A 25,614-nucleotide genomic window follows, 5' to 3' on the forward strand; every position below is an offset into this window, starting at 1 on the left:
TGTATAGCGAGCCGGACGGGCGCTGTCAGCGTCCGCAGCGTACGCGATGACAATGCGTCTCCACGGCATTGCCCTTCGACTATCCGCCATGCCAAATGAACACATTGATCCGTATGACCCGACCGGAAAGCCATGCGCCCGCCCCTGCTCGATCCCCTTTTCGCCGCCGCAACCGATCTGCCCGGGGTCGGACCGAAGGTGGAGAAGCTTCTGAAAGGGCTTCTGGGCGTCTCCGAGCGCGACACGCGGATCGGCGACTTGCTGTTTCATCTGCCGCATTCGGTCATCGACCGGCGCCGCCAGCCGGGAATCGCCAACTCCCCCGAAGGCGCCATCGTCACGCTGAAGGTTCGGATCGACCGTCATCAGGCCGCGCCCGCCTCCTCGCGAGCGCCCTACAAGGTGTTCGGCCACGACGATACCGGCGAGATCCAGCTCGTGTTCTTCCATGCGCGGCGCGACTGGCTGGAAAAGACCCTTCCCGTCGGCGAGACGCGCTATGTAAGCGGCAAGGTCGAATGGTTCAACGGCCGGCCGCAGATGGTCCACCCCGACCACATGGTGGACGAGGAATCATTCGCCGACATGCCGCTGATCGAGCCCGTCTATCCCATGACGGCGGGGCTTTCGCCCAAGACGCTGCAAAAGGCGATCGCGGCGGCGCTCGAGATGCTGCCGCGAATGCCGGAATGGCTGGACGAGGCGCATATCGCGCGCGAGCACTGGCCGGATTTCGACACCGCGCTCAAGACCGTGCATCGGCCGGAAGAACCGGCGGACATCGACCCGGCCGGCCCGACCGTGATGCGGCTTGCCTATGACGAGTATCTCGCAAGCCAGCTCGCGCTCGCCATGGTGCGTTCGCACATGCGCAAGACCGCAGGCGTCGGACGCAGTTCGGCCGGAAAGCTCAAGGCGAAGATCCTCGCCGCCCTGCCCTTCGAGCTCACCCCCGGCCAGACGCAGGCGATCGCGGACATTGAGGGCGATCTGGCCGCGCCGACCCGCATGCTCCGGCTCGTTCAGGGCGACGTGGGCGCGGGCAAGACGGTCGTCGCGCTGATCGCGATGGCGGATGTGGTGGAGGCCGGCGGCCAGGCGACCATGATGGCTCCGACCGAACTCCTCGCCCGCCAGCACCTGCGCGCCATCGAACCCTTGTGCGAGGCGGCGGGTATCAAGGCGGCACTTCTCACCGGCAAGGCCAAACCGGCGGAACGGCGTGCAATCCTTTCGGGCCTCGCGTCCGGAGAAATCGACATTCTCGTCGGCACGCACGCGCTCTTTCAGGCCGGCATCGAGTTCAAGGATCTCGGGCTCGCCGTTGTTGACGAGCAGCACCGCTTCGGCGTTCACCAGCGCCTCGCGCTGCAAGGCAAGGGGCGCGGCGTCGATGTGCTGGTGATGACCGCGACGCCGATCCCGCGCACGCTTGTCCTGACCTATTTCGGCGATATGGAGGTCTCCCAGCTTCCGGACAAGCCCGCGGGTCGCAAGCCGATCGAGACGCGCTCGGTCTCGCTCGACCGGCTGTCGGACGTGGTGGAAGGGCTGAAACGGGCGCTGGCGGACGGGCAGAAGGTTTACTGGGTCTGTCCGCTCGTTGAGGAATCGGAGGTTCTCGACGTCACCGCCGCCGAAGAGCGCTACGCGACACTGCGCCAGGTGTTCGGCGAGGAAGTGAGCCTCGTGCACGGGCGTATGAGTGCGGCGGAGAAGGACGCGGTGATGGCCGACTTCAAGGACGGACGGGCGCGCATTCTGGTAGCGACCACCGTGATCGAGGTCGGCGTCGACGTCTCGGATGCAACGATCATCGTGATCGAGCATGCGGAGCGGTTCGGCCTTGCCCAGCTCCACCAGCTGCGCGGCCGTGTGGGGCGCGGCGACAGGCAGTCGACCTGCCTGCTTCTCTACAAGGGGCCGCTCGGCGAGACGGCGAAGGCCCGGCTCAACATCATGCGCGAGACAAATGACGGGTTTCTGATCGCGGAGGAAGACCTGCGCCTGCGCGGCGAAGGCGAGATCCTCGGCACCCGCCAGAGCGGCCTGCCGGGCTTTCGGATCGCGCAGATCGAGGCGCATGGCGGCCTGATGGAGACGGCGCGCGCTGACGCGCGGCTGATCCTTGCGAACGATCCGGACCTGACCGGCCCGCGCGGCCAGGCGCTGCGGCTGCTGCTCTACATTTTCGGGCGCGACGAGGCGATCCGGCTGCTGCGGGCGGGATGAGCTTAAGCGCCGCGAGCTGCCGGCGTGCTAGTGAGGATCGGGGGAACGGATATGCGGCCCATCCTTCCGGACGGCTGCCCCGAGCCTACCCTTCGATGTCGGCCGGTTCCTTGGGCGCGGCCGCCTTTTTCGAGGCCTTCGGCAGGGCCTTGTCCTTTTCCGGCGGATAGGGCGGCGTGACGAGGCCGGCGGAGATGACGAGCTTGGCGGCTTCTTCCACCGTCATGTCCAGCAGGATGACTTCGCGCCGCGGCACGAAGAGCAGGAAGCCGGAGGTCGGATTGGGTGTCGTGGGCAGGAAGACCGAGATCATCTCGTCATGGTGATCGAGCCTCACCGCCACCTCGCCCTTCGTGTCGGTCGCGAGGAACACGATCGCCCAAAGGCCCTTGCGCGGATACTCGATGATTCCGGCGCGCTTGAAGCTCGACCCGCTTTCCGACAGCACCGTCTCGAAGATCTGCTTCAGGCCGCTGTAGAGATTGCGCACCAGCGGCATGCGGCCAAGAATCCGCTCGCCAAACGAAATAAGCGAGCGGCCGGCGATGTTGGCGGTCAGAAAGCCCACCATGATCAGCACGCAGACGGAGACGATCAGCCCGACGCCCGGCACCGGGAACGGCAGATAGGTATCCGGGTTGTAGTGCACCGGCAGAAGCGGCTTCACCCAGCCGTCGATCCACTGGATGAGCGACCAGCTCAGATAGAGCGTGATGCCGATCGGACCCGCAATGACGAGACCGGTAAGGAAGTAAGTGCGCAGCCTGGTCATAGGGCGCGTCGCCTTCGGTTGGATCGCACCCGCTGGGTCCGGATCCGGATTGCCTGAGATGAATGTCCGTCGTCCCGCGCTTGCCTCCGCCGAGCCCGTGGGGAGGAAACGGGATGGCGGCAAGCGACGTTCGATTTCACGTGATCATAGCGGTTTCGACGAACCGATACAGGAGAATAACTTCTGAGCGTCCGGCCCGTTTCATCGACAAGCTGCAAAAGAAGGAGGCCGCAACCGCACGCGCGCCCCGTCACCTATCCGCCGGGTGGCTATTCCACCGTCACCGACTTCGCCAGATTGCGCGGCTGATCCACATCGGTGCCCATGAAAACGGCGGTGTGATAGGCAAGAAGCTGGATGGGGATCGAATAGACCATCGGCGCGATCGTGGCCGGCACATCCGGCATCACCAGCGTCTCCATGGTCTCCACGCCGGCCGCGGCCGCGCCCTTCTGGTCCGTGATCAGGATGATGCGGCCCCCGCGCGCCGCCACCTCCTGCATGTTGGAGACGGTCTTCTCGAAGACCTTGTCGTGTGGCGCGATGACGATGACGGGCATGGTCTCGTCGATCAGCGCGATCGGACCGTGCTTCAGCTCGCCCGCCGCATAGCCCTCGGCGTGGATATAGGAGATCTCCTTGAGCTTCAGCGCGCCCTCCATCGCCAGCGGATAGGACGAGCCGCGGCCGAGATAGAGGATGTCGCTCGCCTTGGCGAGCGTGCGCGCGAGCCGTTCGATCTGCGGCTCCAGCTTCAGCGCTTCCACCATGAAGCGCGGCGTTTCGGTGAGCGCGCGCACGAGCCGGGTTTCGTCTTCCGCGGACAGGATGCCGCGCTGGCGGCCGGCCGCGACCGCCATGCTGGAGAGAACCGAGAGCTGGCAGGTGAAGGCCTTGGTCGAGGCCACACCGATTTCGGGGCCGGCAATCGTCGGGAATATCACGTCGGATTCGCGCGCGATCGTGGATTCCTTCACATTGACCACAGCGCCGATGTGCTGCTTTTCCGCCTTGCAGTAGCGCAGCGAAGCGAGCGTATCGGCCGTCTCGCCGGACTGCGAGATGAAGAGCGCCAGTCCACCCGCATCGAGCGGCGTCTCGCGATAACGGAATTCGGAGGCCACATCGATATCGACCGGCAGGCGGGCGAGCCGCTCGAACCAGTACTTGGCGACGAGCCCGGCATAGAACGCCGTGCCGCAGGCCGTGATCACAACGCGCTGGAGCTTGGCGAAATCGAACGGCAGGCCCTCCGGCACTTTCGTCGTCATGGCGTTGAGATCGAGGTAATGGGCGAATGTGCGGGCCACGACGTCCGGCTGTTCGTGGATTTCCTTCGCCATGAAGTGGCGATAGTTGCCTTTGTCGACCATTGCTGCGGAGGCGGAGGACGTCTGGATCGCGCGTTCGGCCACCATTCCGGCCTCATCGCGGATCGTGGCACCTGACCGCGTCAGCACGACCCAGTCGCCATCGTCGAGATAGGCGATGCGGCTTGTGAAGGGCGCAAGCGCGATGGCGTCGGAGCCGAGATACATCTCGCCCTCGCCGTAGCCGATCGCCAGCGGGCTGCCGCGACGCGCGCCGATCATCAGGTCGTCCTCGCCCTCGAACAGGATGGCGAGCGCGAATGCCCCCTCAAGCCGACCGAGCGTCTGGGCCACCGCATCGACGGGCGCAACGCCCTTTTCGAGATAGGCGCCGATCATCTGACAAACGACTTCGGTGTCCGTGTCGGTCGTGAATGCGGCGCCCTCGCCCGTCAGCTCGGCGCGCAGTTCGCGGAAATTCTCGATGATGCCATTGTGGACGACGGCGACACCGGGACCGACATGGGGATGGGCGTTGGCCTCCGTCGGCGCACCGTGGGTCGCCCAGCGGGTGTGGCCAATGCCGGAATGGCCGGAAAGCGGCTCGGCTTCCAGCCGTCCTTCCAGATTGCGCAGCTTGCCTTCGGCGCGACGACGGGTCAGCACGCCGTCTTCCAGCGTGGCGACGCCGGCAGAATCATAACCGCGGTATTCGAGCCGCTTCAGTCCATCGACCAGCAGCGGAGCCACCGGCTCCCGGCCCAGAATTCCGATAATGCCGCACATAGACCATCCTCACGCGTCAGCGCCCACCCGGCCATCCGTGTAGCGGATGACCGCATTGCAATAGAAATCAAATGCTATTTCAGACAATCCTGAAAGTTGAATTGACAGTGCAGCGCCAAAGCCAGCGCGAAAATGACACGCGGCGTTGAATTCACACCCGATTTGCCTTGAAGTTCGACAGGCGTGCTGAGGCGCGGCGGTAATGATGCCCAGATCACCCCTCCCGGCTCGTCTTCGCCTTTTCCTTGATGGCCCTAATTGTAGCGGCACGGCCTTCCTTCACCACCTGCTGGCCGCGGGCAACAGCGAGCGCATCCGCCGGGACATCCCGCACGATGACGCTTCCCGCGGCCACGAGCGCGCCGTCGCCGACCGCAACGGGCGCAACCAGCGCCGTGTTGGAGCCGATAAAGGCGCCTGCGCCGATGTCGGTGAAGAACTTGTTGTAACCGTCATAGTTGCAGGTGATGGTGCCAGCGCCGATGTTGGCTTTCGCCCCCACGCGCGCATCGCCGATGTAGCTCAGGTGGTTGACCTTGGCTCCGGCCTCCACCGTCGCCTTCTTGATCTCAACGAAATTGCCGACCTTCGATCCCTTTCCAAGCTCCGCCCCCGGCCGCAACCGGGCATAGGGACCAACATTTGCGCCCTCGTCAACGAAAGCACCTTCAAGGTGCGAAAAGGCATGCACGACGGTGCCTGCAGACACCGTGACGCCCGGACCGAACACGACATTGGGCTCAACGACCACATCGGCCTCCAGCTTCGTGTCGTGGGAGAAGAAAACGGTCTCCGGCGCTATCAGCGTAACGCCCGACAGCATTGCCGAACGCCGCATGCGATCTTGAAAAATCGCTTCGCATTCAGAGAGTTGAACGCGATTGTTGACGCCGAGCACATCTTCGGCGGGCCCGGTTTGCGCAACGACCGTCAGCCCGCGCCGTGAGGCGATCTCGACAGCATCGGTCAGATAGAACTCGCCCTTGGCATTGTTCGAACCGATCGCATCGAGGAGCTCGGGCAGCAGCGCGCCCCGAAAACCGATGATACCGGAATTGCAGAACGTAACCGAACGTTCCGCCTCGCTTGCATCCTTGTCCTCGCGGATGGCAACGAGACGTCCGCCTTCGACCAGCAGCCGCCCGTACCCGGTCGGATCCGTCGCCTCGAAGCCGAGCACGGCGACGTCGGCGCCATCGCCAAGAGCGCGGCGCACCAATCCAATCGCCTCGGGCGTGATCAACGGCGTATCGCCGTAAAGGACGATCACGTCATCGACGGGGCGCTTGAGCGCCGGCCGAGCCGCCAGCACGGCGTGCGCCGTTCCCTTGCGCTCGCACTGGATGAAGCATTCGGCAGAGGATGTCGCACCGGCGACGAGTGTTTCTACCGCCGTCATGTCCGGGCCGATCACCGCGGCGATCCGGTCGCAGCCGGCACGCGCTGCCGTCTCCAGAACATGCGCCAGCATCGGCCGGCCGCCTATCGGGTGCATGACCTTCGGCAATGCGGATTTCATGCGGGTGCCAAGGCCTGCGGCAAGAATGACAGCCAGGCAGGATCGGTCGGTCATCGGGTTCCTCGAAGGTCTAGCGGTTTGCGGCACGCGCCCGTCGCGCGAGGACGTAGCAGATTGCCCCGGCAAGGGAAATAGTCGAACCATTGCCGTAGACTGTTACATCTACAGTGTCTTCCCGGCTTGTTAGGGTTAATGAAACCTTCTTAGATGGAAACTGGTGCGCGCCGGAGATTCGGCTGACGCGAACGGAACAGATTTGTGCTGAAGAATTCGCCCATCATTCAGAAGCTCGTGAAGGGTGATGCCCGCGTGCGCTCGGGCATCCTTCTTCTGGGATGGGGTTTTTCGGCCACCATGTCGCTTCTGATTGCGGTCAGCGCCTATCAGAACCGGACCCCCGATCCGTTCGCACAGCATTATGCCGCTCTTGCGCTGCCGGATGCCGTGGATGTGGATACGACCGCCTCTATCGGCAATGGCGGCAGGCGTCCGACCGAATTCAGCGTCTTCTCCGATCCTGCGCCCGTCGCATCCATAAGGCCCGGTCGGTTCGAGGCCGAAATCGAGACGCTTCGCCACGAGATCATCGCCCTGCGCCGCTCCGCAGAGTCCCTCAGGCGCCAGAACGACATCATGTCGGACAGGCTCGCCATGATCGAAGGTGGCGGGAACGCGGCTCCCCGGCAGGCCCCCTCCTACCCGGCGCCAACCCGTTATGCGGCGAACACGCGGCAGCAGGCCAGCGATCCGCTGATTACCGGCAGCATCCGCAAGCAGTCGAAAACCGCGACCGCTGCGCCAAGCGTGCCGCGCTCCAAATTCGGGATCGACCTTGGCGCCTATGCCTCGCTGGAGGAAGTCGCCCGCGCCTGGCGCGCGATGCAGGCGACGGAAGAACGGGTCGTCGGCAACCTCCTGCCGATCGCTTCGATCGTCCAGGACGGGCAGCAAAAGATGGTCGCCCATCTGGTTGCCGGACCGTTCGACAATGCGGCCGATGCGGCCGCGACCTGCGCCAGGCTGGAAAAGCGGTTGATCGACTGCAAGCCGACGCTGTTTGCCGGCCAGCCGCTGCCTGCGCGCTGATTAAGGCGAAGTCCCCTTCCCGCAGGCTGCTTTTCCGGTCATGGGCAAAGCCATGTGACGGCGATCTGCCGACCTCAGCCGACGCTTTGCAAGGCCGGAAAGGTTTCCAGAAGCCAGAATGAGAACGTTGCCATCTGCCCCGTCAGAAAGGCGACGCCGGTAATCACGAGGAAAAGGCCCATGACTTTTTCCACCATCCCCAGATGACGGCGGAAACCCGCCATGAAGCGCATGAAGGGACCGGCAAAAGCCGCAGCGATCATGAAAGGCACACCGATACCAAGCGCGTAGGCCGACAACAGCAGCGCACCGCGTGCGACCGTATCCTCCGCGCCGGCAACGAACAGGATCGCCGCCAGAATCGGCCCCACGCACGGCGTCCAGCCGAATGCGAATGCCAGACCGATGACATATGCCCCAAGCGGGCCGGCGGGCTTGCGCTCCACATGGACACGCGCTTCGCGATAGAGCAACGCGATGCGGAAGACGCCAAGGAAATGCAGCCCCATGATGATGATCAGGACGCCGCCGACATAACCGAGGATGCGAATGTTGGCAGCCACGAACTGGCCGAGAAAGGACGCACTCGCACCCAGCAGCACGAACACGGTGGAGAAGCCGAGGACGAAGGCAAACGCCGTCATCATGACCCGTCGGCCGTCGGCGGCACGCGCCTCGCCCGTCTGCCCCTCGCCGGTCAGCTGATCGAGCGACACGCCCGCGAGAAACGCCAGATAGGGCGGGACCAGAGGCAGCACGCACGGAGAGACGAAGGACAGCAGCCCCGCAAGAAAGGCTCCCAGAATAGTTACATCGTGCATCGGATCCCCTTCGGATAAATGCTCGCGCCCCGGCTCGTCGGTCCGTCTGGCGACGATCCCACGCACACGCTTGTAGCCGACATGGGAAACGATGACACCCCGCTCATGCGAACGCATCCCTCACGCACCTTCATATTTTGCTGAGATCCCCTTTGTCTTGGGCCGCCACGATGACAGGTCAGCCGCTCTTGCACGGCCCCGCGTTGCAACTGCGGTTCGCGCGCAGAAGGTTCTCTTTGGGAGGTTTTTCCTGCAAGACCGCGGAAAAGCGGACCAAATCGGCCTTCCGGGGTCGATTTTTTAAGCCCTTCGGACTAGATGCTTGCATGAGGGCGCAACCCGCGCTTGCGGTCTTTGCGGAAAGAGGGAAAGAAGCGTGCCGGCAACAGTCATTGAGGAACCGGTCGGTTCCGTCGACATGAACCAGATGCAGGAGAAGGCCAAGCAGGCCAGCGACTATCTCAAGGCGCTGGCCCACGAGAACCGCTTGCTGATCCTGTGCATCCTGAGCGAGGGCGAGAAGTCGGTCACGGAACTGGAGGGAATGCTGTCGCTTCGCCAACCCACCGTTTCCCAGCAGCTTGCGCGGTTGCGGGCGGAACACCTCGTCACCACGCGCCGCGACGGCAAGACGATCTATTACAGCCTCGGCGACGAGAACGTCCGGCGGATCCTTGCAACGGTCTACGACATGTTCTGCGGCGCAGGATCCCGTCCCGCATAGGCGCTGCGGCTTTTCAGGCAGATCCAAGCACAGCCAGCGTCGCCGCACCCAGCGTCGGCAGGCGGCCCATTTCGGCAGCAAGGCGACGGGCACGCGCCACCGTCTCGATGTTGTCCGCGGCGACGGTGCCGTCGGGCCGCCACAAAGAATTTTCGAACCCCACCCTGACATGGCCGCCAAGGGCCATGGCAGCCGCCGCACAGGCCGTTTCGCCGGCCCCGAAGGCACAGAGCATCCACGTCATGTCCGGAGCGCCCTTCGCCCCGTCGAGGACCTGCAGATAGGGGCGAAGCATGTGCGCATCGCTTTGCTGATCTGCGCTGTAGCGGCCGAGCACGAAGAGGACCGAGAGCCGGTCGCCCGGAATGACACCGCGCCTCGCGAGCGAGATCATGCGTTCCAGTTCGCCGGCGTCGTAAACAATATGCTGGACGCCGATGCTTTCACGCATGCACCATTCGTAGAAGGAGGCGGCCCGGGGAACCGCCCCCTCGTCCGGGACCAGTTCCTTGACCGCAATCGAAACGGCGCGTGGACGCACAGCCCTTACCACTGCCATCTGCTCGTCAGGCATATAGCGTCCGACCGCTTCGGTGGTGATCTGACAGACGAAATCCGCTGGCGCCTCGCGCGCGATCGCCCCGATCAACGTCGAATAGGCATCCGCGTCGAGCAGGTGCTGTCCCTCGCTGTTCCGCACGTGGACATGCGCCGCACTCGCGCCCGCTTCCGCACAGGCGGCCACGACCTTGGAGGTCTGCGAAATCGTGACGGGGATTGCGGGATGATCGGCCTTGGTGCGACGTGCACCGTTCGGCGCGACCATGATCGTCAAAGGCTCGGACACGGCAACCTCAACCGACAGGAAATATGTGGGCGGAACCTGAGCACGCCCACGCCGGCTCCCGCGAGCCGGCCGGTCTACTTAGTCGGATTCGGATACCGTATGGCAAGCTGGCGACGGTGCGGCCCTTATTCCGCAGCGCCGCGGCCTCCTTCGATCACTTCGAAGAGATGGGCATTCAGGCGGTTCGCCTCCGGCTTTGCTGTATAGAGCCCCTGACGCCACTGATCGATGATGAGGCGCAACGCAAGAGTATCGCGATTATGAGGCAATTGACTGAGAAAGCTCGCAAAATAACCGTTGAGAGCATCACGGTCGATGGCATTCTGGAGCACCAGGCCATTCACCAGTGCCATTGTTGCCGCTATATGCCCCTTGACGAACTCGTATTGGACGACCTCGCCTTGGTTCTGGTCATTTGTATCCATTATCCAAATGCGCCCTTCTAATCGCCTTCCGCTACGTCCATCCGACCCACCCTGCCGGTAAAGAACGCCGCTTCCAGCGCTGTCATTTATCTCAATTGCCCTTCTTGACTACAAATTGCGACATATAAGATTTGAAATTGCAACTCGTAGACTTGCCAAGGCCGCATCCGTTTCTGGCTGCCGATAAAAAACCAGTCGATATTCCGCGTGTCCGTAAAATGGGTTAGGCAATATTTCCCTCTTGCGTATGTCACGTTCGCCTAGCGAACTTTTCGATTTTTTCTCGTCCGAGCGATATAGGCTCGTCTATTCGCGTTAAGTCTTCACTATCGAATTAGGTATTTCTTCCAGTCTGAAAACATATCCGGAATTCTTCTAATCCTACCGCAGTTCGGATTGCCCGTACATCACACGATCATGTTCCGAAGCACTTTCGGCTGCACACCCGAGCACGCGTCCGAGCAACATCGAGCCATCTGCGTCACCTCGTCGCAGATACTTGGGCGGAGATGATGACGTTACGGTCGCAAACTCCCGGTCACGCGAACTGTGCGGACGCCTCTCTCGTGGGCCAACTCGGTCCATTAAAAGGCGGATTGCGGGGATTTTGCGCGCAGAAACGCATCATTCTGTCGCGAACGGGCCGTATGTGCCGCCATTTTCAGCGGGACAGGAGATAGGTGTGCGTGGTGTCAGACTTTCCTGGATACGGAGCAAAGCCACACCCTCGACAAAGCCGCTGTCCGGCTGGCCCCAATCAGAGAAACGGTCCCACCGACCGTATCCAACTCGCCGCAAAGCGCCATCAAGGCGAGGTGCGCTCGGAATGCCCGATGCGACGATCCAGCATTCTGCGATCCCGCATGCCAAGCATGCGGTTCAGGTATCGGCGCGGGAACTTTCGGAAAATCCTCAGGGGCAGTCGGAACGAGCCGGCGCTCGTTTGGAAACCCACCTAAGCCATTGAAGAGACTTGGTGAGCCCGCAGGGGCTCGAACCCTGGACCTACTGATTAAAAGTCAGTTGCTCTACCAGCTGAGCTACGGGCTCCCAGTGGCGAGGTGTGTAATCTAATCGTGGGGTTAGCGCAACCGGTCACGTCCCCGGAATTGAGCAGTTTACAGACAATTTACAGAAACTGTTCGCGATGGGTTCCAATCATTGATGCGTCACGCCTCCTCGCTGTAGATCTCTTTCCCATGCTCATCCGGTCGATGGCCGCACAAACTCGCCAGCAAGCCGAAAACGCCATCGCCGGATAAACCGACTGGTTAGTAACCCCATCTCAGGCGCCACTCTTCGCTCAGCGTCCTGAGCTCCATCGCCTTCGAGCCCAAAGCCCACCAAGTGCGCTAAGCGCTCTCCACCTAACCGGAGCAAGTCTTTCCTGAAGGCACTGGGTATTGCGCCGACGGCACTAGAATAGCCGATCGACACCTCGACCGCCTCAGGCAAGGCGTTTCTCATTATGCTCGGCACGTTTGCCAAACTCGACGCCAAACTGGGACAAGAACCGAAAACGGACAGCATCGCAAAGGCAAAGAGCACTCGGTGCCGTGAGGCCATTGACTGCGAACGCCATATCGACCCCGCCAATGTCTGTCGTCCGCTTTGCGCAAATTGATCGGGTGCCTTGCATAGGCATGAACGTCCCGCGCCTTCCTTAGGGGTAGGCACTCTTTTTTTTCACCGTACTGATATATCGACATTATCTATAGAGGTCCACCTCGCTCCACATGCCTCCTTTCGACTAAAAAATGCATTTAATATTGAAATATTTATGGACTTAGCCGGATAATACTGATCCTAATAATAACATTCAGCTTTCTCGATCCTAGAGGAACGGTTTGGAGCGCTCGCAAGGCAAAGTTATCTGGATCACAGGGCTCTCTGGGGCTGGCAAGTCGACGCTCGCCGGTCTCGTCGCCAAGCAGCTTGGGTCCTCGGGCGAGCCCACCGTCCTGCTCGACGGTGACCAGTTGCGGGATGTCTTTGGGGCAACTGCGGTCAATCACGGCAAGGAAGGCCGGATGGCGCTGGCTTTCTGCTATGCGCGTCTTTGCAAGGTTCTGGCGTCTCAGGGGCTAACCGTCATCATCGCGACAATATCGATGTTTTCCGACATCCACCGGTGGAACCGGGAAAACCTGCCGGGTTACGTCGAAGCTTACCTCAAGGTGCCCTTGGCAGAGCTGAAGCGGCGCGATCCCAAAGGCATATACCGCGACTTCGAGGCAGGGAGACTTGTCAACGTCGCAGGGCTCGATCTCGCGGTGGACGAGCCGGAAAACCCCGACTGGACCTTCGCGTTCGACGCGCCGAAGTCACCGCCTGCACTTGCCGACGAACTTCTCGCGATTGTGGAATCAAGGAACCGCCGATGAACAGGATGCTCCAAAAGGGCGACTTCACCGGTCTGGCCAGGGACTATTCGCAAAACCGGCCGGACTACTGTCCCTCTGTCCTAAATGGCCTGCTCGGCCTCCTGAACCGGCCGGCGGAGACTGTCGACTTCGTCGATGTCGGTGCGGGTACCGGCATCTGGACGCGGATGGTGAAGGCCTCGGGCGTGCGCTCGACGACCGCGATAGAGCCTAATGATGACATGCGCAAGAACGGCATCGCCGACAGCGCGGAAACCGGCATCCAATGGCTTGCCGGCAGTGCGGAGGAAACGGGTCTGCCGGACGCCAGCTGCGACTGGCTTTCCATGGCCTCAAGCTTCCATTGGGCGGATTTCGACACCGCCACCAGAGAATTTCACCGCGTTCTGCGCCCCGGCGGCCGCTTCACGGCCTTGTGGAACCCGCGCCTGATCGAAGTCAGTCCGATGCTGGTGGAAATCGAGGCGCATCTCGACACCCTGCGTCCGGACATCGAGCGCGTTTCCTCCGGGCGATCCGGGATCACCGCGACGCTCACCGAGCAGCTCTGGGCGTGTCCTTATTTCGAGGACGTGGTCTACATGGAAGGTCGGCATGTCATTCGCATGAGCCCGGAGCGCTACATTGGGGCCTGGCGCTCGGTCAACGATCTGCAGGTACAGCTCGGAGCGGAGAAGTTCGCAGCGTTCCTGACCTTCGTCGAAAACCGGATCGCCGGACTGGAGGAAATCGAGGCGACCTATCTCACCCGCGCCTGGTCGGCGAGACGAACGGGCTGATCCTCATGGGCCGTCCATTCTCCACAAAGGCCGGCACTCTGGCATCGCTGTCGAGCGTTTTGCGCTCGGCTCGCATTGCGCCTTTGCTGACGTTCACCGTCGGGGAATGGCAAGAGGCCGCGACCAGGATCCTTGCCGAAATTCCGGCAAGGCTTGGGTCGGGGCCCTGGATCGTGAGGTCGAGCTGCCGGCGCGAGGATGGGGCCGAAGCCTCCAATGCGGGCGCCTTCCTGTCCGTCGCCAACGTCAGGACCGATGGCCTTACTGACGCGATCGAGGCGGTCGTTGCCTCCTATGGCGCGGCAATTTCGATCGACGAGGTCCTCGTTCAGCCGATGCTGCAGGAGATATTGCGATCCGGCGTCGCCTTCACCCACGATCCCACCACCTGTGCGCCCTACCGGCTGGTGAGCTGGTCCGACGGCGCGGACACGGCGTCGGTGACCGGTGGCGCGGGCGGCAAGACCTGGCAGCAGGCAGCCCTCTCCCCCTTGCCGCCACCACCGCACCTGGCCGGCGTCTTCCGGCTGCTGGAAGAGCTCTTGCAGATCTTCGGCGGCGTGCCGGTCGATTGCGAGTTCGCGGTGACGCGTGACGGCGATCAGGAAGCGCTGTGGCTTCTTCAGGCGCGCCCGCTCCTGATGGCCGGAACCCCGGAAAGCGAAAAGCGTCAGGCCGAGCGCCTTCAACGCATCCATGCCAAGGTCGCCCGCGGGATGGAATCTCACCCGTTTCTGATGGGCAAGCGCACGGTCTACGGCGTGATGCCGGACTGGAACCCGGCGGAGATCATCGGCGTCAGGCCGAAACCGCTTGCCCTGGCGCTCTATCGCGAACTAGTGACGGATGCGATCTGGGCCTATCAGCGCCACAACTACGGCTACCGCAACCTGCGCAGCCATCCGCTGATGCCGCACTTCTTCGGCCTGCCCTATATCGACGTCAGGCTGTCGTTCAATTCGTTCATCCCGGCCGATCTCGAAGACCCGCTCGCAGGTCGCCTGGTCGACTATTACATCGACTGCCTGCTGAACGAGCCAACGCTGCACGACAAGGTCGAGTTCGAGATCGTCTTTTCCTGCTACACGCTCGACCTTCAACAGAGGATGTCACGGCTTGCCGATGCCGGCTTCTCGAAACGCGAGCAGGGCGAGATCGCCGACAGCCTGCGCCGCCTGACCAACCGGATCGTGGATCCGAAGAAGGGCCTGTGGCGGTCGGATGCGGGAAAGCTCGACGTCCTGAATGCCCGTCGCGAGGCCCTGTTCTCGTCCTCAACGGATCCGGTCGAGCGCGTCTACTGGCTGCTGGAAGACGCCAAGCGTTATGGCACGCTGCCCTTTGCGGGGCTCGCCCGTGCCGGCTTCATCGCCGTCCAGATGCTGCGCTCGCTCGTCGCTGTCGGCGTGTTTTCGCAGGCCGATCATGATGCCTTCCTTGCCAGCGTTTCGACAGTTGGCGGGCAACTCGCGCACGACCGTGCAGCGCTCGGAAGGGAGGCGTTCCTCTCCCGCTATGGTCACCTGCGTCCCGGGACCTACGATATCCTTTCCCCCCGCTACGACGAGGCGCCGGATCTCTATTTCGACTGGAACGAACGCCCGCCGGAGCCAAGGCACCAGCAACCCTTTTCGCTCACCCTGCCGCAGATGAGATCCATCGTTTCGCTTCTGGAAGATCACGCATTGCAGGCCGATCCCGTCGGCCTGTTCGATTTCATGCAGACCGGCATCGAGCAGCGCGAACTGGCGAAGTTCCATTTCACGCGCAATCTTTCCGATGCCCTCTCGCTGATTGCCGAGATCGGCGAGCAGCATGGCATTTCGCGCCAGGACATGGCCTACTGCGATATCGCCGCCATCAAGGAACTGCATGTGGCCGCCACGGATGCACGCGACGTCCTGAACCGCAGCATCGAGCTCGGCAAGACCCGATATGCCGAGACGCTTGCCGCATCCCTGCCGCCGGTGATCAGCCATCCCGATGACATCTGGGCCTTCGAGTGGCCGGAAACGACCCCCAATTACATCACCCAGAAGGAAGTGACGGCACCGGTCGTTCAGTGCGGCGACAGGCAGGTGCTCGCCGGAGCGGTCGTCTGCATCCCGAACGCGGATCCGGGCTTCGACTGGCTGTTTTCCTATCCGATCGCCGGGCTCATCACCGCCTGGGGCGGCGCAAATTCGCACATGGCGATCCGTGCCGGTGAAATCGGGCTTCCGGCCGTCATCGGGGCGGGCGAGGAACTTTTCCGGCGCTGGTCGAGCGCCCGTCGTCTCCACATCGATTGCGCCGGCCGCCGGGTCGAGGTTCTGCAGTGAGCATCATCGCCGTCAGTCAGCGCGTTGACGACTTTCCCGATCGCCGCGAACGCCGTGACGCCACAGACCAGCGCCTCATGGCATTTCTTGCCACCTCCGGTTTGCAACCGGTTGCAATTCCGAACGGCCTTGTTCCCGACATGGTCAGTGACGATGAAAGGCGCCGCGCGCTCGATCTCTGGATTGCAGCGATCCGGCCGAGCGCACTCGTCCTTTCCGGCGGAAACGACATCGGCAGCTGCCCGGACCGGGATCTGACGGAAAGCCATCTGCTGGATCTGGCGGCCAGGAACCCGCTCCCCGTGCTCGGCATCTGCCGCGGCATGCAGATGATGGCCGTGCATGCCGGAACTGCCCTCAAGACCGTCGACGGGCATGTGCGAACCCGGCACAGATTGAGAGAGGGCGCGGATGGCGAGGTCAACAGCTATCACACGCTTTCGCTTTCCGGCTGCCCGGACGGGTTCATGGTCACGGCGCGTGCCGGGGACGGGGAAATCGAGGCGATCCGACATCGAAACCAGCCGTGGGAGGGCTGGATGTGGCACCCGGAGCGGGAAGCGCCCTTCGCCGAAACAGACATTGCCAACCTGCGCACGCTTTTCGCCGGCTGCCATGCCTGAGCCTGTTTTGCCCTCTCTCCCTTGCCGAAAGGAGCTCTTGCGATGAAGGCCGTCATTCTCGCCGCCGGCCGCGGCAGCCGCATGGGCGGATTGACCGCAGAAAGCCCCAAGTGCCTCGTCGCGTATCGCGGCAAGTCCCTGCTCGACTGGCAGCTTGAGGCCCTTCGCGAAGCCGGCGTCGAGGAAATCGGCATCGCCACCGGCTACAGGCGCGAGATGCTGGCCGATCGCGGCCTTGCAGAATTCCACAATCCGCGCTGGGCTGAGACCAACATGGTGAGTTCGCTGGAAGCGGCGACAGACTGGTTGTCGTCGGGTCCCTGCATTGTCTCCTACTCCGACATCTTCTATGACGCCGAAGCCGTGCGCGCGTTGATCGAAACCGATGCGCCCTTGGCCATCACCTACGACACGAACTGGCTGGAGCTGTGGAAGAAGCGGTTCGGCGACCCGCTGCTCGATGCGGAAACCTTCCGGCTCAACGGAGACGGCACGCTGGCCGAAATCGGCAACAAGCCGAGCCGTGTCGAAGATATCGAGGGCCAGTACATGGGGCTCCTGCGCTTCACGCCGGAGAGCTGGACGGAAGTTCAGCGTCTTCGCCGCACGATGCCGGTCGGCGATCGCGACCGCATGCACATGACTGGAACGCTGCAGAAGATCATTCAGGCCGGCAGGATCGCAATTCACACCGTGCCCTATGACCGGGAATGGGGCGAGATCGATACCGCTGAAGATCTCGCCAGCTATTCGGACGCTCGCTAGGAGGAGACATGGAGACCGTATTGGACGCAGCATCGATCGAAGCTTGCGCCCGTCCCCTGTATCTGCAGGGAGCCTTGGACGAGGCCGTCGCCGAAGTCGACAAGATACTCTCCGACGGAAAGCTTCTTACCGCGGCAAGTCTCCTCAGTGCCGAAATCCTGCTCACGGCAGATCGCCCCGAGGAGGCGCTGTCCGCGCTGACATTCGCGTTGGCCAATACACCGGAAACACTCATTGACTATCGTCGAGCGGGGCGGGTCTATCTCGGGGCGCTTCGGCATGTGACCCCTGACGGGGCTGCCGAAATCATCCGAAGAGACCTGCTCAGGGCCAATTTCGGAGCGTCTGCCAAGCGGCACCGGCCGCTCCGCACTCCAGAAAATGGCCTAGTGAGCAAGCCCGGGCTCGCGCTGACTCTCTGGAGCCACTTTGTCAATTTCCGAACAGCCGCCAAGGCGAACGAACCTCTGCGCCCGGCAGCCGATTGTCTAGAAAGCAATCACCTCGGGCTCGCCGCGTCTCTGCTGAGACACTTCAACAATCCACGTATCCGCTACGATACGTATGGCCTCATGGCGGCGTGTTTTCCACGGCCCGGGGCCGGTAGCGCGTTCAAAAAGCGTAGTTCCATTCCCAGCCTTGAGATCGTTGCCGATTACATCGACGACACCTTGTGCCGCGAGACGATCGACGAAGATCGGTTGTCCGCCTTTGTCCGCGACAATGCAGATATGCCGGTCCTGATCCTGTTCCTGATGATGAGCGGCATCAACAGCGCGCGCCACCGGCAGCCTTCTGGTGGCGAGAAGAAAACACTGTGGCTGGAAAACACATGGCAATCGCGCTGGCTAATCGACATCGTGGCGGAACGGTTCGCGACCGCCGCAGATATCACCGTCTTCTCACGCTATCCCCTCGTTGCGGCGGCCAGTGAAGGCAAAGTCGCCTACCTCTCTGTCTGGTTCGGCGCAACGGTGCCCGGAAACGTCGATGTCGTCCTGTCCACCGACGATTTCCTCGAAGACCTCATTGAAAACACGTGCACGCAAAGAATTCTGGTACCCCACGGGCAGCTCTGGCACATCTATTCCTACGACTGGACACGTGCCGAGCAGAGTGAGGCGACAAGGGCCCACATCGCCGCCACCGGCGCGCTGCGGTTCCGCGGTCGGTGCGACTACGTCCTGATCCCGCAACCGGAGAGCTATCTCGAAGATTGCGCGCACGACCCGCGGACGACCAACAACCGGTTTATCGAAAGCGCTGAAATTCAAAGCGAAGCGGCCTGCAGAAGAAACACTCCCACCCTGCTGGCCCCCCTGGATGACAGACCTCAGGCTCCCGATGTTCGGGTTGTCAGCACAGGACACCCTCGGCTCGATAGAGTCATCACCCGATGCAGAGAACGAGAAACGTCCGAACGCATTGCACTGATCGCACCGCGCGGACTATTCACACTGCCGCCGGATCGGCGCGACTGGTACGTGTCCGCGCTCGAAACCACTATCGCACGACTTCTGCAAAGCCATCCCGAATACCGGGTCGTCTTCAGGGAGATTCCGGGAAGCCTCGGTTACGAGATGATCCGCAAGCGCTTCGCGGCCGACGTGAACTTCGAATATTCGAGCGTCCCCGACTACGTCGAGCAGTACGCCCAATCGGCCTTACTGATCACGGACGGCTCTTCGGTCTTGTATTCCTTCTCGATGTCGCGGCTCAGACCGGTGATCGTCCTCGATCCGAAAGTGGACGGGCTCAACCGCACCATCTATGGTGCGACGATCGGCGAGGCGGACCTGATCGATGATGCCGTTGCCGATTGCCTTACACGTCAGGACGCCATTCGCGAGGCACTGAGCGCCTTCCGCGAGCAGAACCTCGCCAATCCCGAAAAGAGCCTCGAAAGGATAATCGACGTCACGTCGGCAATTCTGGCCGGGCAGCCAGTAGAGGCGCTTTCTGTCCGGTTCAGGCCGGATGACAGGTCGGCATAGAGGTTCATTCGAAAAGACGCGCCCGGCGCAATGTTTAATTGTTGCCTCCGTGACCAGGTCTGATCGGGGCGGGCAGTCAAGAGGTCAGATGTCAAACGGAGTGGCAGGGCGCCCCTACTCCAAGTCCCTCAACCAGCGGCGAACTAGGCCAAAGTTGCAACTCCGAAAAACGCAGCGGCCACCGCCGCGAGTAGCGCGAGGCGGATCACAGGCCCAACTTCGCCCGGATCACATCCCAAGCCCAGATCAGGAAGGCCACCACGGACGCCCCGGCCACGCCGGCGATCGCGAGCCACGTCATTCCCGCGAATTTCCAGCGCCGCACCTCATCGATCACCGGCATTACCTCGCGCTCGATTTTCCCGTCTGCAGCGTCGGCAGCCTTCCGCGCACCGTCGGCCGCGGCAGCGGCGCGAACGGCGACGGCCCGTGTTTCCTCGATGCTGCGATACATTTCCTTTCGGCTGGCCGCGGTCTTGTCTGCCTCGCTCGCCATGTTCTGCTTGATGTCGGCGATGTCGCCATGCACGCCTTCCATCAGTCCGGTGAGACGGCCGATTTTTTCAAGGATCTCGTGCGTCGGATCGCTCATTTTCCAGATCCCCTCACGTCGCCGAACTCGGCGCGCACGTCATCGTAAAACGCCGCCCACCCTGCCCGCTTGCCCTCGCACTCCGCCAACGCCACGCGGTGGCGGAGCGCGTCCCGGCCCTTGTCGCCGCTCACGCCGGGGTCTCGGCACGGCACTGTGAGGTCAGTTTCCGGCGCCGGCAGATGCGGGCGCACGGATCCGGATGTCTCGCATCCGCCGGCGATAATCGGGATCGTCAGGACAAGCGGCAACATCGCCCGTCGCCAGCGCACGCTCGTAATCATCTATCTGGCCTCTCAGGGTTTCCGCCTCATTGGCGCGGGTGCGTGCGGCTTCCTGCGCCCGTGCCGCGATTTCTTCCGCCGCCTCGCGCTGACGCGCCTGCTCGGCGATCGTCTCCCGCAGCCGCCGCAGGTCGTCCGCCCGGTCATGATGAAGCGCGGAGAAATTCCAGATCGCGACGCACAGCAACGCCGTCGCCGCGATCGAGGATGCCCACCCGGGCACGCGCGGATCCGCACGCGCCACAAACGCGGCAGCCGCCAGCACCAGCCCGCCCCAGGCGAGCAGCGTCGTCAGGCCGATGCCGACGAGATGAAGGAATGCGGACAGCATCACCGCCCCTCCCGCACGCCCTCAAGGCAAAGCTCATGCTCGGCCGCGCGGCGGTTCTCAAGCCCCGGCACGCGTCGCCCGCCAGCCTTGTTGAACCAGGTCGCGGACTCGCAGGCCCCACGCACATCGCCAGCATTGAGCCTGCGGGCCGTTGTCGATTTGCAGAACGCCCCGACGCCGATGTTGTAGGTAAGCGAAACGAATGCGACGTAGGATTTGATCGGGATCGCGTCTGGCGCCTTAAGGCACCGGCGCATACCTGCCTCGTGCCGCTGGATAGAGGCGAGCAGCATCGCGTCGCATTGAGGCTTGGTGTGCCTGTCGCCCAGCGTGACGCCACGCGTCTCGCCGTAACAGACGGTAGGTACGCCGACGATGTCGCGATAGGCCGAGAGCCGCAGCCCCTCCCATCCACCTATCAGCGCCACAGCGACGGCCGCCGCCGCCGCGCCCTTCTTGAGGCGAGACGCCATGTCAGTCCCTCTTCTGCTTGATGAAAGTCGCGACGAGCGAGGCCGCTAGGAACAGGGCGCCGAGCACCGTCAGCGCGACGGGCGGGATCGGCAGCAGATAGCCATAGGCCTGCAGAAAGATGTTGCTGCCCTCGATCGCCAGACCGGCAACCCGGAGCCGCACGCTCCACGCGCGCCGCAGAATCCACCCGGCGTCATCGACGAGATCGAGTTCCATGTGTCTATCCTTCCGCCCAATAAAAAACCCGCCTCGAAGGGCGGGTCTCGTTCGTGGTTCCAGTCGGATCCGGGAAGCCTATTGCTTCGACTTTCCGGAAATCTCGGTTACGTAGCCTTTCGATTTGTCCAGCCGGTGCGTCGCCGTGTCGATGATCAGATCCTCGTCATCGAGGCCGGCGCGAACGCGGTCGAATTTCAGCGGGGCGCCCGCGCGGATCGAGGTATCCCCCGGCACGCTGACAGATGCGGTCAATCCGCCCCGCATCAGATCCCTTGCCTTCGCATGGGCTGCCTTGTCCGCTTCCGCAGGGCTCGCGAACGGTTCCGGGATGCGATAGGTCGCCTCCCCGTCCGGATCCGCATCCACACCGATTTCCTTGCGCTTCGCCTCGTCGCGGTCCTGATAGTAGGCGACCACCTTTCTGTACTTCGCGCGGTCCGCGAACTGGTATCGGCACGTACCGGTAATCACCCGCTCCGGCGTGATGATCACGGGCGCAAGCGCCTGGCCGGATGCCGCCGCGCCAGCCCCCTTCTCGACAAACACCAGCCGCCCTTCCTTCACCGTGAAGAGCGCGTTGTGCCGCTCGGCAAGACGCTGGAGAAAGTGCATGTCGGATTCGTCCTGCTGGCCGAGCCAGTCATAGACATGCGAGCCGATCTTTCCGCTCACGACAGGCGTCAGCCCATTCTCGCCGGCAATCTCCTCGATGATGTCGCCAAGGGTCTTGTGGTCCCAATGTCGCTCTTTCCGTTCCTTCATCTTGCCCGCGCGCAAATCGGCGGACCGGCCCGTGATCGTCATCGAATACGGCAGGCACCCGCCGGAAACCTGGTCGACGGTAAAGCCGCCCATGTCGCGAAAGTCTGCGCCCACATATCCCAGCTGCACCCGGACAAGCGCACCGCGGCGCGGCAGTGCGAGGAACGCCGGCGGGCCGTCCGCCAGCTCCATCGACACGGTGTCGGCCCGCGTGCCATCGCGATCCGTCACGGCCAGCGAGATCAGCCGTTCATAGAACGCCCCGGCGACCGGCTGGCCGTCGACCGTCACGATTGCTCTTGGTTGCATGGTATAGGCCTATTCGCACCAGCTCTGCCGGTGGCCGCCGGCACAGGGCCGAGCAAGGTGTTCCCCGATCAGGGTGGACGCGATCGCCATCCCTTTCAGTCCCACAAGGTCACGAGAGAAGCCGTCGGCTCGGAGAAGGTGATATCCGGGACAGTGAGGACCGTTCCCACCGGCAAGAACACGCCACGCGCCGCAATACCCGGGTTTGCATCGAGAAGCGTTTCTGTAGCTCCCGCCGTCCGCCCATAGGCGCGCAGTGCCACGAGGTCGACCGTGTCGCCTTCGATCGAGCGGATCGTCGTCGCCATGCCCGTCTCCTCAGGCAAAAAGGGTCACGAAGGAATTCAGCGGAGACACCGCGGGCGTCTCGGTGTAGCGCAGCAGCTTTATCCGATAGACATTCTTGCGCGGTTGCCCGAAGGCGTCGTGATAACTGCGGTCCTCGGAAATCGACTGGATCGTATGGTAACCGAATATGGTGCCGCCGAGAGAGACCATCATCAGGGCCACGCCCGTCTGGGCGGCCTGCCGCAGGCCTTCCAGGCTCACGGTCCCGCCGAACTCCTGCGGAAAGATCGCGCCCTTGATCTCGATCTCGTCTTCGCCGGGTCCGGTCCACTGCTGGGCGTCGAAGCGCTGTGCGACAGCCTGCTTCGCCCAGGGCGTGGAAAGGTTCCGTCCCACGTCTTCATAGGAAAACCCCAGCGCCTCGAACGCGAAACCTCCGAGCGCCATTCCTGTCGGTCCTGCCATTTTCTGCGGTCTCCGATTGCTGTCCGGCTTCTGCAAACTCTAGTCGGTGTAAGCTTCCCGCAATGCGTTCCCCACCGCCTCGCCGACGGCCTTACCCGCCTCCTCGCCTATTGCAGCCGGATCGACGTTCGTCGTCGCGTGTACGGTCACCGAGACGGGCACGGAGAGCGCTGGAGGCGGGTTCATCACGCGCACGTCCTGTGTTCCCTTCGGGCGCAGAAGAGCCTCGATCGATTGACCCGAAAGGCTGATATCGGCGGGCGCGGGTCGGCCGCCCGAAAGGCCGGACTGATGTGCGGACGGGAGGCCAGAGACGGCCGCCTCGCTGCGCCTGAAGGCAAGCGGGGCGTTTACGAAACCGTCCTTCGTATCCGCACCCTTGCCGGCCGCACGAAAGCCTCCGAAACTCCCGAGCGTGTAGTCTCCGCCCGGAGCGAGATGCAACCGGGATGATGCCCGGCGATTGCGCCGATGGACCTCGCCGATCAGGTCCTTGTTTTTCGATTTGTCCGTCTGGTTCGACAACGCCCAGGCCGCGGCAACTGCGCCCAGAGCGAGCGGGTGTTTTGCGATACGACCCAGACGCGCCAGCATTCCGCCCTTCGCGACTTTTCCGGCAACTCCCCCGGCAACTCCCGCAGCGCCCGCAGCCGCTTCGCCGCGCAGTATCCACTTCACCGCCCTGTATGCCTTGCCGCCTGCCTTCGCCAGGCCGATCAGTTCGCCCGTCATCATGGCGATCCCGCCGGCGGCCACGGCCCAATCCACGGCGCTCATTTCGGAACCGGCCTTGCCGAGCTGCGACAGTCCCGCCGCGATCACGGTCCAGCGTACCAGGCGGCTGCCAAGCCCGAAGGTGACCAGCGCGCCAGCCAGCTTCAGCAGTTTCCCGGCGGTCAGCCCCAGCACGATCGCCCCGCCGATCGACATGGCACTCCCCATGCCGGATATCCCCTCGCCAAGCCCAGACAAGACCTCGACCGCACCCTTGCCACCGGAAAGCGCATCGAAGGCGGCGCGGAAGTTCTCGCCGATCTCCTTCAACTTCAGAGAAATCTGCCCGAGCCGATCCGTATCGGCCTCGAAGGTGGCGACGTTCCCGAAAATACCGCGTTCCAGCCAGTCGCCCAGGCTGGACAGCATTCCCGCTCCATCCTTGAAACCGAGCCCGGCGCCCAGCCCGTCCAGCCCGGCCTTGATCTTGTCGAAGACCGTCACGCGCTGATCCAGCGTGTCGAAGATGCCGGAGAGCCGCTCGGCGCCGGCGCCCAGCGGACCGGCCATGATCGAGCCCATCTGGATGCCGATCGCCCTCAGATGGTTCCCCAGGCGCCGGATGCGCCCGATGTCGGTCGCAACCTTGTTGGCATATTCCGCCTGAACGGATCCCGCGATCTTCGCCTCGTCGCCCGCCAGCCTGAAGGCCTGGGAAAGCAGCTTCGGGTTCTTCATCAACTTGCCGAAATCGTCGGAGAAATCCTGCCCGACGAGATCCTGAATTGCCTTCGCGCCGTCCGGATCCTTGTTGAGGGCTTCAAACAGCGCCATCAACGCCGCCGGACCGTTCTCCTTCTTCAGTTTCGACCACTGTTTGAACGAGAGCCCGACCATCTTGAAGGCGCGCTCCACCTTCGGACCGCCCTTAACCATCTTGTTGGCGAACGCGTTCATGCCGCGTGCGGCCGTCTCCGGCACGATGCCGGCGGCCGTCATGGCTGCACCAACCGCCGCCATCTGGTCGGGAAGAAGGTTCAGCGTGTCAGCCGCACCGGCCGCCCGGTTGGTGAAATTCAGGATCTCGCTCGCCTTCGCCGCCATCGAGTTCGACAGATAGTTCGTCGTGTTGGCGAGGTGCTCGAGCTTTTCCTGGTTGAGCGAATAAACGTTGCCGAGTTTGGCGAAAATGTTGCCGGCATCGCTCGCGGCCATGTCGAAGGCGACCGTCGCCTTGGCCGTGAATTCCGTGAACCGGGCGAGCCGTTCGACCGCGATGCCGGCCTGCCCGGCCTCAGCCATGATTTCCGTCAGTCCGCCAGCGGAGACCCCCGAAAGCGTCGTCGACATCTTGAGGATCTGCTTGCGCAGATGATCGAGCCCGGCTGGCGTCGTGTCGATCACCTTGCGGACTTCGGCGAACTTGTCCTCGAAATCGAATGCCGCACCGAGCGTATTGCGGAACCCGATATAGGCACCGCCGAGCGCCACAAGGCGACGGGCATACCCGCCGATCGCACTCGCCGCAGCCGGCCCCGCCATACGATTGTTGAACCGGCTGCCCGCGGCCGACAGCCGGTTCAACGTGCCAAGAAGTCCCTTGCCCTTGCCGCTGAGCCGATCGTCGAGACCGATGCGCAGCGTCGATTTCAGGAGGCCCATATCATGGTTTCCATGTCAGGTTTCCTTGATGACTTGCCCGATGCGCACCGCGATCACGTGATAGGCGAGCGCGTCGTCGGCCCGCATAGCGAGGACCATCGGCAAGGGCGTGTGCAGCACATGCGC

Annotated in this window: 23 protein-coding genes and 1 tRNA gene; 9 read left to right on the top strand and 15 right to left on the bottom strand. The window is 63.0% G+C overall.

Features of this window, described 5'->3' with window-relative positions:
- Window positions 1-132: 132 nt before the first annotated feature.
- Complete coding sequence (recG, locus tag V2L18_RS12455) at window positions 133-2,232, top strand: ATP-dependent DNA helicase RecG (RefSeq protein WP_336178580.1); 2,100 nt, start codon at window positions 133-135, stop codon at window positions 2,230-2,232.
- 85 nt (window positions 2,233-2,317) lie between these two features.
- On the opposite strand, the gene V2L18_RS12460 is transcribed toward recG, so the two are convergent.
- The 3 genes from V2L18_RS12460 to glmU form a co-directional block, all read right to left on the bottom strand.
- Entirely contained in the window at window positions 2,318-3,004 is a 687-nt protein-coding gene (locus tag V2L18_RS12460) for a DUF502 domain-containing protein (protein WP_336178581.1), read from the bottom strand.
- A gap of 269 nt (window positions 3,005-3,273) precedes the next feature.
- The gene (gene glmS / locus V2L18_RS12465; protein ID WP_336178582.1) at window positions 3,274-5,100 is read right to left on the bottom strand and encodes a glutamine--fructose-6-phosphate transaminase (isomerizing); all 1,827 of its coding nucleotides are present in this window, start codon (window positions 5,098-5,100) and stop codon (window positions 3,274-3,276) included.
- A 214-nt stretch (window positions 5,101-5,314) separates the two neighbouring features.
- Window positions 5,315-6,673, bottom strand: a complete 1,359-nt coding sequence (gene glmU, locus V2L18_RS12470) for a bifunctional UDP-N-acetylglucosamine diphosphorylase/glucosamine-1-phosphate N-acetyltransferase GlmU (protein ID WP_336178583.1) — start codon at window positions 6,671-6,673, stop codon at window positions 5,315-5,317.
- Between the two features lie 204 nt (window positions 6,674-6,877).
- Here glmU and V2L18_RS12475 point away from each other — a divergent pair, with 204 nt between their 5' ends.
- Complete coding sequence (locus tag V2L18_RS12475) at window positions 6,878-7,705, top strand: hypothetical protein (protein WP_336178584.1); 828 nt, start codon at window positions 6,878-6,880, stop codon at window positions 7,703-7,705.
- 74 nt (window positions 7,706-7,779) lie between these two features.
- Here V2L18_RS12475 and V2L18_RS12480 read toward each other — a convergent pair whose 3' ends face one another.
- Window positions 7,780-8,526: a cytochrome c biogenesis protein CcdA gene (locus tag V2L18_RS12480; protein ID WP_336178734.1), complete on the bottom strand. Its 747-nt coding sequence runs from the start codon at window positions 8,524-8,526 to the stop codon at window positions 7,780-7,782.
- A gap of 376 nt (window positions 8,527-8,902) precedes the next feature.
- Here V2L18_RS12480 and V2L18_RS12485 point away from each other — a divergent pair, with 376 nt between their 5' ends.
- Window positions 8,903-9,250, top strand: coding sequence for a metalloregulator ArsR/SmtB family transcription factor (locus V2L18_RS12485; RefSeq protein ID WP_336178585.1), 348 nt, complete (start codon window positions 8,903-8,905; stop codon window positions 9,248-9,250).
- 13 nt (window positions 9,251-9,263) lie between these two features.
- Here the strand turns inward: V2L18_RS12485 and V2L18_RS12490 are convergent, their stop codons facing one another.
- From V2L18_RS12490 to V2L18_RS12500, 3 genes are all read right to left on the bottom strand, one after another.
- Window positions 9,264-10,097, bottom strand: coding sequence for a 3-keto-5-aminohexanoate cleavage protein (locus tag V2L18_RS12490; RefSeq protein ID WP_336178586.1), 834 nt, complete (start codon window positions 10,095-10,097; stop codon window positions 9,264-9,266).
- A gap of 125 nt (window positions 10,098-10,222) precedes the next feature.
- A complete protein-coding gene (locus tag V2L18_RS12495) occupies window positions 10,223-10,522 on the bottom strand; it encodes a hypothetical protein (RefSeq protein WP_336178587.1) in 300 nt (99 codons plus the stop codon).
- Window positions 10,523-11,496: 974 nt separating this feature from the next.
- A tRNA-Lys gene (locus tag V2L18_RS12500) sits at window positions 11,497-11,572 on the bottom strand.
- A 797-nt stretch (window positions 11,573-12,369) separates the two neighbouring features.
- Here V2L18_RS12500 and V2L18_RS12505 point away from each other — a divergent pair.
- The 6 genes from V2L18_RS12505 to V2L18_RS12530 are packed head-to-tail and all read left to right on the top strand — an operon-like array spanning window position 12,370 to window position 19,388.
- Window positions 12,370-12,906 carry an adenylyl-sulfate kinase gene (locus V2L18_RS12505; protein WP_336178588.1) on the top strand — a complete coding sequence of 179 codons (537 nt, stop codon included), beginning with the start codon at window positions 12,370-12,372 and terminating at the stop codon, window positions 12,904-12,906.
- Window positions 12,903-13,685 carry a class I SAM-dependent methyltransferase gene (locus V2L18_RS12510; protein WP_336178589.1) on the top strand — a complete coding sequence of 261 codons (783 nt, stop codon included), beginning with the start codon at window positions 12,903-12,905 and terminating at the stop codon, window positions 13,683-13,685. Before V2L18_RS12505 ends, V2L18_RS12510 begins: the two co-directional genes overlap by 4 nt.
- Before the next feature lie 5 nt (window positions 13,686-13,690).
- Window positions 13,691-16,006, top strand: coding sequence for a PEP-utilizing enzyme (locus tag V2L18_RS12515; protein ID WP_336178590.1), 2,316 nt, complete (start codon window positions 13,691-13,693; stop codon window positions 16,004-16,006).
- Window positions 16,003-16,629, top strand: a complete 627-nt coding sequence (locus tag V2L18_RS12520) for a gamma-glutamyl-gamma-aminobutyrate hydrolase family protein (RefSeq protein WP_336178591.1) — start codon at window positions 16,003-16,005, stop codon at window positions 16,627-16,629. The genes V2L18_RS12515 and V2L18_RS12520 overlap by 4 nt, the downstream gene beginning before the upstream one ends.
- 42 nt (window positions 16,630-16,671) lie before the next feature.
- On the top strand, window positions 16,672-17,394 hold the full coding sequence (locus V2L18_RS12525) for a phosphocholine cytidylyltransferase family protein (RefSeq protein WP_336178592.1): 723 nt from the start codon (window positions 16,672-16,674) through the stop codon (window positions 17,392-17,394).
- Between the two features lie 8 nt (window positions 17,395-17,402).
- Window positions 17,403-19,388: a hypothetical protein gene (locus V2L18_RS12530; RefSeq protein ID WP_336178593.1), complete on the top strand. Its 1,986-nt coding sequence runs from the start codon at window positions 17,403-17,405 to the stop codon at window positions 19,386-19,388.
- 205 nt (window positions 19,389-19,593) lie between these two features.
- Here the strand turns inward: V2L18_RS12530 and V2L18_RS12535 are convergent, their stop codons facing one another.
- The 8 genes from V2L18_RS12535 to V2L18_RS12570 form a co-directional block, all read right to left on the bottom strand.
- Window positions 19,594-19,980, bottom strand: coding sequence for a DUF1515 family protein (locus V2L18_RS12535; protein WP_336178594.1), 387 nt, complete (start codon window positions 19,978-19,980; stop codon window positions 19,594-19,596).
- 162 nt (window positions 19,981-20,142) lie between these two features.
- Complete coding sequence (locus V2L18_RS12540) at window positions 20,143-20,595, bottom strand: hypothetical protein (protein WP_336178595.1); 453 nt, start codon at window positions 20,593-20,595, stop codon at window positions 20,143-20,145.
- Window positions 20,595-21,068 (bottom strand): lysozyme, encoded by a 474-nt coding sequence (locus tag V2L18_RS12545; protein WP_336178596.1) that lies wholly within the window; start codon window positions 21,066-21,068, stop codon window positions 20,595-20,597. Before V2L18_RS12545 ends, V2L18_RS12540 begins: the two co-directional genes overlap by 1 nt.
- 1 nt (window position 21,069) lies before the next feature.
- The gene (locus tag V2L18_RS12550; protein ID WP_336178597.1) at window positions 21,070-21,285 is read right to left on the bottom strand and encodes a hypothetical protein; all 216 of its coding nucleotides are present in this window, start codon (window positions 21,283-21,285) and stop codon (window positions 21,070-21,072) included.
- A gap of 78 nt (window positions 21,286-21,363) precedes the next feature.
- Entirely contained in the window at window positions 21,364-22,359 is a 996-nt protein-coding gene (locus tag V2L18_RS12555) for a contractile injection system protein, VgrG/Pvc8 family (RefSeq protein WP_336178598.1), read from the bottom strand.
- A 95-nt stretch (window positions 22,360-22,454) separates the two neighbouring features.
- Window positions 22,455-22,667: a tail protein X gene (locus tag V2L18_RS12560; RefSeq protein ID WP_336178599.1), complete on the bottom strand. Its 213-nt coding sequence runs from the start codon at window positions 22,665-22,667 to the stop codon at window positions 22,455-22,457.
- Between the two features lie 10 nt (window positions 22,668-22,677).
- Window positions 22,678-23,112: a phage tail protein gene (locus V2L18_RS12565; RefSeq protein WP_336178600.1), complete on the bottom strand. Its 435-nt coding sequence runs from the start codon at window positions 23,110-23,112 to the stop codon at window positions 22,678-22,680.
- A gap of 39 nt (window positions 23,113-23,151) precedes the next feature.
- Entirely contained in the window at window positions 23,152-25,488 is a 2,337-nt protein-coding gene (locus V2L18_RS12570) for a phage tail tape measure protein (RefSeq protein WP_336178601.1), read from the bottom strand.
- Window positions 25,489-25,614 lie beyond the last annotated feature (126 nt).

This window comes from Breoghania sp. JC706, from assembly GCF_037026715.1.
Lineage (GTDB): Bacteria > Pseudomonadota > Alphaproteobacteria > Rhizobiales > Stappiaceae > Breoghania.

Excerpts from the sequence above, each read along its gene's own strand:
- V2L18_RS12560 (WP_336178599.1), bottom strand. The coding sequence starts at position 22,667 with ATGGCGACGACGATCCGCTCGATCGAAGGCGACACGGTCGACCTCGTG.
- glmU (WP_336178583.1), bottom strand. The coding sequence starts at position 6,673 with ATGACCGACCGATCCTGCCTGGCTGTCATTCTTGCCGCAGGCCTTGGC.
- V2L18_RS12510 (WP_336178589.1), top strand. The coding sequence starts at position 12,903 with ATGAACAGGATGCTCCAAAAGGGCGACTTCACCGGTCTGGCCAGGGAC.
- V2L18_RS12555 (WP_336178598.1), bottom strand. The coding sequence starts at position 22,359 with ATGCAACCAAGAGCAATCGTGACGGTCGACGGCCAGCCGGTCGCCGGG.
- recG (WP_336178580.1), top strand. The coding sequence starts at position 133 with ATGCGCCCGCCCCTGCTCGATCCCCTTTTCGCCGCCGCAACCGATCTG.
- V2L18_RS12565 (WP_336178600.1), bottom strand. The coding sequence starts at position 23,112 with ATGGCAGGACCGACAGGAATGGCGCTCGGAGGTTTCGCGTTCGAGGCG.
- V2L18_RS12550 (WP_336178597.1), bottom strand. The coding sequence starts at position 21,285 with ATGGAACTCGATCTCGTCGATGACGCCGGGTGGATTCTGCGGCGCGCG.
- V2L18_RS12570 (WP_336178601.1), bottom strand. The coding sequence starts at position 25,488 with ATGGGCCTCCTGAAATCGACGCTGCGCATCGGTCTCGACGATCGGCTC.
- V2L18_RS12530 (WP_336178593.1), top strand. The coding sequence starts at position 17,403 with ATGGAGACCGTATTGGACGCAGCATCGATCGAAGCTTGCGCCCGTCCC.
- V2L18_RS12495 (WP_336178587.1), bottom strand. The coding sequence starts at position 10,522 with ATGGATACAAATGACCAGAACCAAGGCGAGGTCGTCCAATACGAGTTC.
- V2L18_RS12525 (WP_336178592.1), top strand. The coding sequence starts at position 16,672 with ATGAAGGCCGTCATTCTCGCCGCCGGCCGCGGCAGCCGCATGGGCGGA.
- glmS (WP_336178582.1), bottom strand. The coding sequence starts at position 5,100 with ATGTGCGGCATTATCGGAATTCTGGGCCGGGAGCCGGTGGCTCCGCTG.
- V2L18_RS12545 (WP_336178596.1), bottom strand. The coding sequence starts at position 21,068 with ATGGCGTCTCGCCTCAAGAAGGGCGCGGCGGCGGCGGCCGTCGCTGTG.
- V2L18_RS12535 (WP_336178594.1), bottom strand. The coding sequence starts at position 19,980 with ATGAGCGATCCGACGCACGAGATCCTTGAAAAAATCGGCCGTCTCACC.
- V2L18_RS12460 (WP_336178581.1), bottom strand. The coding sequence starts at position 3,004 with ATGACCAGGCTGCGCACTTACTTCCTTACCGGTCTCGTCATTGCGGGT.
- V2L18_RS12480 (WP_336178734.1), bottom strand. The coding sequence starts at position 8,526 with ATGCACGATGTAACTATTCTGGGAGCCTTTCTTGCGGGGCTGCTGTCC.
- V2L18_RS12515 (WP_336178590.1), top strand. The coding sequence starts at position 13,691 with ATGGGCCGTCCATTCTCCACAAAGGCCGGCACTCTGGCATCGCTGTCG.
- V2L18_RS12540 (WP_336178595.1), bottom strand. The coding sequence starts at position 20,595 with ATGCTGTCCGCATTCCTTCATCTCGTCGGCATCGGCCTGACGACGCTG.